The 8,017-nt window shown below is 56.9% G+C and carries 6 protein-coding genes; 1 reads left to right on the forward strand and 5 read right to left on the reverse strand.

The genetic code is table 11. From position 1 onward, the window contains the following. From AX692_RS17210 to AX692_RS17220, 3 genes are all read right to left on the reverse strand, one after another. A partial coding sequence (locus AX692_RS17210; RefSeq protein WP_155644939.1) for a TonB-dependent receptor plug domain-containing protein occupies positions 1–379 on the reverse strand: 379 nt, incomplete at its 3' end. A gap of 401 nt (positions 380–780) precedes the next feature. Continuing rightward, the gene (locus AX692_RS19300) at positions 781–2,091 is read right to left on the reverse strand and encodes an APC family permease (protein ID WP_066271226.1); all 1,311 of its coding nucleotides are present in this window, start codon (positions 2,089–2,091) and stop codon (positions 781–783) included. Positions 2,092–2,413: 322 nt separating this feature from the next. Beyond that, positions 2,414–3,601, reverse strand: a complete 1,188-nt coding sequence (locus tag AX692_RS17220; protein WP_066045741.1) for a trans-sulfuration enzyme family protein — start codon at positions 3,599–3,601, stop codon at positions 2,414–2,416. A gap of 93 nt (positions 3,602–3,694) precedes the next feature. Here AX692_RS17220 and AX692_RS17225 point away from each other — a divergent pair, with 93 nt between their 5' ends. After that, positions 3,695–4,630 (forward strand): LysR substrate-binding domain-containing protein, encoded by a 936-nt coding sequence (locus AX692_RS17225; RefSeq protein WP_066045702.1) that lies wholly within the window; start codon positions 3,695–3,697, stop codon positions 4,628–4,630. Here the strand turns inward: AX692_RS17225 and AX692_RS20835 are convergent. Together AX692_RS20835 and AX692_RS17235 are read right to left on the reverse strand one after the other, a co-directional pair. Further along, positions 4,627–4,812, reverse strand: a complete 186-nt coding sequence (locus AX692_RS20835) for a RidA family protein (RefSeq protein WP_066045704.1) — start codon at positions 4,810–4,812, stop codon at positions 4,627–4,629. The genes AX692_RS17225 and AX692_RS20835 overlap by 4 nt on opposite strands. A 353-nt stretch (positions 4,813–5,165) precedes the next feature. Continuing rightward, a complete protein-coding gene (locus AX692_RS17235; RefSeq protein ID WP_081095424.1) occupies positions 5,166–7,679 on the reverse strand; it encodes a TonB-dependent receptor plug domain-containing protein in 2,514 nt (837 codons plus the stop codon). Positions 7,680–8,017 lie beyond the last annotated feature (338 nt).

The raw sequence follows: 8,017 nt of genomic DNA on the forward strand, positions 1-8,017 counted from the left end.
CGTCGAGATAGACGCCGACCTGCTCCTTCACGCCGGGCTGGTCGCGCACGACCTGGCCGGCGGAGATGCCGCGCACCGAGACCTGGCTCTGGCCCGGCCCCAGGTTCTGGATGGTGAGACCCGCGACATTGCGCGACAAATCCTCTAGCGTCACCGCGCCCGAACGCTGGATGTCTTCCTGCGTCTGCGCGTTGATCGAGAAGGGCACGTCCTGGATTGTCGTGTCGCGCTTGGTCGCGGTGACGATGATGACATTTCCCTCATCAACTTGAACATCGTCAGTCGCAGCATCTTGCGCCAGAGCGGGATTTGCGATCAAAATGGCTGCGGTCCCTACCAGCAACTGGCTGATGTAGGTCGAACGATTTGTAGCACCCATCTTCATTTGCCTCTCTCCCGTCACGCAACTTTTTTGGTTAGATCTTCTCACAGCGCGTGCATCGCTCGCACAAGGCGCTCACTACAACAAGATCGCTCCCGACGTCGTTTGACATTGTGCGGAATGATCGTTGCAATCAAGCAACAAGGGACCAGTGCTAAACTGGGCTCACTTGTTCAAGCGATCCGACCTTGCTTTGAAAGTAACACTGAATGGTGCGTCCTGGCTAAATCACAGCCGTTCCTTAGCTGTAAGACCCTCCCGGCATTCGGCCGCATTCAAGGTAACCCGAAAGGTGGCGGTGCTTAAGCGGGACATTTTCATCGCTCTTGGGGTATGATCATGTAGTTACGTCAGAGCCATCCGCCTGGTCCTCAAGGCCAAGTTCAAGTTGAGTTGTGTCAAGACCGATCCGTGGGCTTGCGACGGCGCCAAGTCGATAGCCAGAAGATGACTGTTCCGACTCCCACAACGAGCCCTGCAATAGAGAAATTTTCAAGCGTAGAATGGCTGATAAGCCAGAGCGTAAGGGCAAGGCCGACAGCAGGAATGGCCAGGCCACCGGACAATTGAAACTGGTCGGGTTGAGCTGGAATCGTTCTCTCGATCCGGCGTAGAGATGCGATGCACAGGACATACACCAGCAGACGTACGAAGGTGCTGAGCGTCACCAGCCAGACAAAACCCTGCCCTACCGCTAGCGCGAAACATAAGATGCCGCAGAATGTAATCGAGTTGACCGGAGCTCCCGTTTGCTCGCTCACCTCGCCGAACCACGCCGGCAGACTTCCATCGCGCGATAGGGCAAACGTCAGTCGAGGGGCTGTTACGAAAGACGTGAGGGTACCTCCTCCGACCGAAAATACCACCCCGGCAGCCAGGATCGCAGCACCAGTTGGTCCCATCAACCTGCCGGCGAGATCGATCAGAGGAGTCTCGCTCGGGCCTAAGTCGGGGCCAACCGATACAGCGACCATCTGGATAAACGCATAGCACACAGCGATTGTCGAAACGGTTGCGACAAGCGTGCGCGGAATCGCCTGGCGCGCGTCCTTCGTCTCACCAGCATTTATCAGACTGAACTCGAACCCTATGAACGCGTACATCAAGATCAGCATGGTCTCGCCAAGCGTTTTCGGCTCCACGACTTCTGCACTTACGATGCGGCTCCATTCAATTTCCGGCAAACCGACAATCATTAACAAGAGCAATGGGAGCAGCTTGAGTGTGCTGATCATATACAAAGCAAGCATTCCTGCCCGCACGCCCGCAACGTTAACTAGCGTTGCAAGAAAAATAAAGGCTGCAACTGCAATCATCCTCGGCAATCCGCTCTCCAGCGGACTCCAAAGTGCCGACGAATAGCTAACGATGAGCGTCGCGCTTGCCGCGATAGCCGCGACACGGCTCACGTAAATTAGAAGGCCCGTCTGAAACCCCACAAACCGGCCAAATGCATAAGTGGTATAAACAATTGGGCCACCTGTAATGTCGAAAAAACTAGCGGCGCGAGCTAAACTCAGAGCCACAGAGATAATGAGAACGCCGCATAACAAGAAAATCCAAGGGCTGAAATAACCGGACTGGGCGATTGCGATTGCCGGTAGCGCGAAGATCCCCGATCCGATCACCCCATTCATGGCGATAGTTGCCACACCAATCCGACCGATCTCGCGGCGCAACAGCGATTCCGATGTGGGCGGTTGGTTCATGATATTTGTTCCTGGCTCGGCACGGAGCCTCCGTGACCGTAGAGTTTTGTTGTCATGATAAGATCATCGTCCGACGACACTGAGCTTTCACCGCACAGGCGAATTGACCCGCTCAAAATCGTCGCCTCACAAACTTTTACATAGGCCGGAAGAAGCCGGATACTCAATGGCTACCCATGCTATTGTTTCAGCTGTTCTTTGCTATTGCCTTAGAATTCTCCTCGGCTCGCCCCTACATGACCGACTGGCGAGAAATCTTTCGCTAAGTAGGGTCCGAATCGTGAAGAGCTTCAGAGATTTCGCGACAATTGTTCATTCTTGATCAATTGGTGATGGAAGGAGCTGGTTGTGCTGCAGCAAGTATGGCGAAGCCTTTGGTCAGGCTTTCAATCAGATCATCAGAGTGCTCCAGACCGATGCTGAATCGAACCAGAGGACCATCGTGTGAAACCTGCGTAATTGTCCGGGGGGGCAGAGCATCAAGCACAGCGACAACGCTTTTGGTTCCGCCCCAGCTGGCGCCGATAGCAAACTGATCCATGGCCTCGATGGCCTTGGCTAGCAGCGGCCTAGTCCAAGGTTCGAGGAACAGCGTGAGCAGGCCGGTTGAGCCGGAAAAGTCTCGCAGCCACTCTGCATGCCCCGGGTTATGTGTCAGAGCCGGATGTCGAACTTCGCGCACGCCTGGCTGATCGGTCACAAAATCCAGCAGCGTTAGTGTGGTGCGTTCAATCCGTTCCAGTCGCACCGCCAACGTTTCAAGTCCCCGCAAAGCAAGGCTGGCTTCGTCAGCAGATACCCCTTGGCCCAGCATGCGAGCATGATCCTTGAGCAGACGGAACTGGGCCGCGTCGCGCAGGGCGATTGATCCCATCACCAGGTCGGAGTGGCCCGATATGTATTTCGAAACTGCACAGACTGAGATGTCGACACCCAGATCGAGCGGCTTGCAACGTAGGGGAGTGGCATACGTGTTGTCGGCCGCCGTCGGGATGCCATGGTGTCTGCATGCTGCGGTGATCGCCGGAATGTCTTGGATTTCCAGGGTCATCGAACCTGGCGATTCCAGCCACACCAGCGATATGTCCTTGTCCAACAGTTCCGCAATGCGTGCTCCGATCAGGGGATCGTAATAGACTGGCGTCACGCCGTAGCGGTAAAGCAGGATGTCGGCGAATGGACGAACCGTTTCATAGACATTGTCAGGAAAAAGCACGCGATTGCCAGATTGCGACATCGCAAGCGTGACAAGCGTGATCGCCGCAAAGCCCGAGGACACCACCATCGCGCGATCGCCGCCCTCGATAGTGGCGAGAGTTTTCTCAAGCGCCCGACTGGTCGGTGTTCCGTACAAACCGTAGGAGTATCCATCATACAGCTGTGATCTGCGCGCTTGGTAGGCGGCGACATTGTCGAATACGATCGTCGATGCTCGGTGGACGGGCACCGACAGACTCGTGAATTTACCTTCAGGCACAGCCACTTTCAGGCACTTCGTCTCGTCATTCATGCCTCTCTCCTTGCGCAGCACGCTATGCGCTCGCTTTGCTCAATTCAAATCCCTGTATTGCGTTTCATTATGCGGATTTGTTATAATGGAACCATGAACCTCAGTCTGATCGAAGCCTTCAATGCGGTCATGCGGACCGGGTCCACAACGCGCGGGGCCGAGCTCCTCGGGGTGTCCCAGCCCGCCATCAGCCGTTCTTTGAAGCGGCTCGAGGATGTGACCCGGCTCAAGCTGTTCGAACGACAGGGTCCACGTCTGCTCCCAACAGCGGAAGCTGAAATCTTCTACCAGGAGATCGTCGATACCTACGTCGGGCTCGATCGCCTGAAGCAAGCGGTCGCGCGGATCCGGTCAGTCGGCACCGGATCTCTCCGGATCGCCTCGTCGGCAGCGCTGGGCCTGTCGCTTATTCCGCGTGTGATCAGCCTTTTCATCGAACGACACCCGGGCGTGACTGTAACCTTCGAGATCGCCAATTCGAGCATGGTTCGAAATCTCGTTGCAAGCGGGACTTATGACATCGGCTTGTGCGCCGATGAGATTGACACGACCAATGTCGTCGCCGAGCCATTTCTTACGACGAGGGGCATCTGCGTCATGCCGAGCGGCCACCCTCTGGCCAAGCTCGAAACTATCAAGCCGATCGACCTGGACGGCGTGGCGCTTGTTTCTCTTTCACCAGATGATACGGCGCGCAGGCAGCTCGACGCGTCGCTGCGTCAGGTGGGGGCGCAACCCAAGGTTGTGGTCGAAACACAGTTCGGTGCTTCGGTCTGTCAACTGGTAGCAGAGGGCGCGGGCGTTGGCCTCACCAACGCCGTTTCGTTCGTGGCGAGCCAGTTCGAGGCCCAAGGGCTCATTGCGCGGCCTTTCGAGCCAGCGATTGCCTTTCGCGCGCTGATGATCCTGCCGCCGCATCGCGGCAAATCGCGATTGCTGGAAGATCTTCTGGCTACGCTGATGGTTGAACGCAACTACCTTCAGCGCGCGTGCGAAACGCGTTTCGGGGGCATTCCGGGCGGATCTTAGCCGCGCAGCATGCATTGCGCACTCACTTCGACAACCACACCAAACGGCAGACTGGAAACGCCCACTGCCGCGCGTGCGTGGCGCCCGCTTTCGCCCAGCACGGTCGCAATCAGGTCCGAAGCGCCATTGATGACCGTCGAGTGCTCGGTGAACCCGGGAGCAGACTGGACGAGCCCGCACAATTGCACGCAGCCCTCCAGTCAATCCAGATCGCCTTTGATCGCTTCGTTGAGACCTGCGAATATCGCAACGGCGCATTGCTGGGCTGCTGCAACACCTCGGCCAATCGATGTCCCATTTCCAAGTGTGCCAGTGATCAGGCCATAATCCGTCCGCGACAACTGGCCGGAAGTCGTAATCAGTGCACCCCTGCGTGTGAAGGGTAGGTAATTAGCAGCCGCCGGGGCGACGCTCGGTATCTTGATTCCTCTTTCGGCTAGGCGCTGTTCAATCGAGCCTGTCACCGTGTTCCTCCAAGTGAGCGGGGCCGACGCTGCCCAAATGCAAGCGTTGGCATCACGATTGCGACATTGGCTCAGAAATTGACGTTCGCGCGCACGTACCAGAAGCCGCCACTGAACCCGAAAGGAGAGAACTGCGGATAGATTATTCCGTTGTTCCGCTGTCCGATGCGTTGATCACGATCCGGATAAGCATCGAGCAGGTTGTTGGCGCCGATCGCAAGATTGATACGATCATTTACGTCGTACCCGATCTCGAGGTCTATGAGCACTTCGGCGCCAAAGGTTTGATCGAACGCGTTGGGAGTTGGAACGGCGTTCGAAACGGCGTCGGTCCAATTGCCAAAATAGCTCGCACGCAGCAACCCGGAGAATGCGCCTGTTTCAAGCGTGCTAGTAATGCTGCCGCGCCAGTTCGGATTGAAACTGTTGATCTCGATCCTGCGTTCGCGATCAACCGCTCTTGCGTCTCGAACATTGGTCACTTCGTTCTTGGTGTAGTTAAGCGAAGCGTTGATCCCCAGGCGCGTACCAACTCCCAGTCGCCAGTCTTTGGAGAAGACAAAATCGACACCTTCAGTGCGGGAATCGAAGAAGTTGCCGAAGAACCTGACTGTCTGTACATCGCCGGGATCGATGCCCTGTGCTCCCATGGCCAGACGATCGGCTGCGGTGATCGGGATGCGCGAGGTTAGCGCGATGCGGTCATCGACCTTGATGTTGAAATAGTCGGCCGTAAAAACCCATCCGCCCGGGATATCGAATACCAGGCCTGCCGCGATATTCTTCGACTTCTCTCGATCTAGGGGTTGTGCGCCGTAGAATTGTGCGACCGGATCATTCGGCGGACGAGTGGTGGTCAAGAGGAGTCCACCGGTCACGAGATCGATATTGGTGGCAACATCCGAAATATTTGATTGCCCAGGGGTTGGTGCCCTGAAACCAGTGCTGTAAGATGCACGGACTGCCATCCAGTCGGTGAGATCGTAGCGCCCTGACACCTTCCAATTAAAGGTGCTGCCAAAATCCGAGAAATCCTCAAACCGCCCGGCGATGCCCAAATTAAGCGCCTCGGTCAGGTCGCCTTCCACATCGAGATATGCAGCCAAATTTGATCGCGACCACGTGCCAGCTGAGGAAGGCGCATACCCTGGGAAGCCTGACGAGCCCACCGCCAGACCGACCGGTAGGTTGCCATTGTCGGGATCGAGCACACGGGCAAAAGGACCAGCCTGCCAAGAAGCAACTTCGCCAGCGGTGATCTCAAACGCCTCGCGCCGATACTCAGCACCGAAGGCCACGTTTAGCGGGTCTGCCAGACCGATTTCGAATGGATAGACGAAATCGGCATGGAACTGCGTCTCGCGCTGAGTCACCTTCCCGGCATTGAATCTGGTCGGCGACTGTGGCCCAAGAGACGGGTTCACAGTGTTCGCAAGCTCATAACGGACCCGGTTCTGTGCGACGATCGCGGCCAGGTCATATCGCAGATCGCCGAAGTCGCCGCGCAACCCTCCCGCGATACTAAGATCTTCGATGTCAGTTCCGAAGATTGGCGTGAAGCCACCCGGAAATTGCGAGGTGAAACTGAACCTTGCTCCGCCCGGCGTGGTGGTCAATGGAACACTGCGAAAGATGTCTGTCCGTGTCACCGGATTACGGTAGAAGAACTCGGTATTGCCGGCGCTCCACGCATAGTTGCCGAACAGATAGACCGTGGCATTATCAGAGGCGGGCACCTCGGCATTCAGCAGGAAACGTGCAGCTTCAGTGTTCACGTTGCCCCAACGTTGGGCGGGTACCGGCACGGCAGTATTGCCGGCATTGATCAGAGCCTGCGCATCCGGACGCTGGGCGCCGCGAGATGTCGGCTTTGACCGGACATATTCGCCACTCAGGTTGATGAACCCGTCAGCAACGGGAAAACCAGCATTGGCCGCGAGCGTCACATCCTCGCCGTCGCCCTCATAAAACTGGCCATATCGCGCTGTCATCGATAGCCCGTCGGAGTTGTCCTTGAGCTGGAAGTTGATCACGCCCGCGATAGCATCCGAACCATATTGCGCTGCCGCGCCGTCACGCAGAACTTCGATGCTCTTGATCGCGATCGTGGGAATGCTCGAAAGGTCGGATCCTTGCGCACCTGCCGCGAGCGGCTGATTGGTGATCTGCACCAGTGCCGAACGATGGCGGCGCTTGTTGTTGAGCAGGACCAGCGTCTGGTCTGGCGGCAGACCGCGCAGGCTGAATGGACGGACAAAGGCAGATCCATCCTGCGCCACGAATTGCTGGACGTTGAGCGACGGCACTGCGACACGCAGGGCATCATTCAAGTTTGATGCTCCCTGCCGGTTGAGGACATCAGCAGAAATGATGTCGACCGGACGCGCGGACTCAAGATAGGTCACCCCTTCCCGTCGGGTACCGGTGACAATGATCGTCTGCTCGGCCTTTTTTGCTTGCTCGTCGTCGGGGTCGGACTGATCCTGCGCCAGCGCCGCTGCCGGAGCCGTCACGGCCGTCAAAAGAGCTAGAAGTGAAACCGCGTCAGACACTCTCGCACGCACTTCGAGACCAGATTCCAACATGCCCCGTTTCCTTTGATTGTGGTCGCAACACCCCTTGGCAGCACCCGAACATTGCCCAATCTCAGGTTGTCGAAAACTAAGCCTAACCGCAAATACGTATTTTGTGAGATAGCATGCAAAAATGGTATAATTGATTTTGGGAGACGCCGACTGGGGCTGTCTGTCGATGGGCGTGCTAATTCGCGGCGCATTGATCACGGAATTTGACGCTCAGCCCGTCAAAGCTGCCTGGCAACTTTCGGGATCACGCAGGGGCCCGGCTCATGACCGGGTCTGGGTGATGGGGTCGTCTAATCGCGTGCTGTTTGGCAAGCATTTTCTGAGCTGACCGTATGCCG

Source organism: Erythrobacter donghaensis (assembly GCF_001557325.1).
Classification (GTDB): domain Bacteria; phylum Pseudomonadota; class Alphaproteobacteria; order Sphingomonadales; family Sphingomonadaceae; genus Erythrobacter; species Erythrobacter donghaensis_B.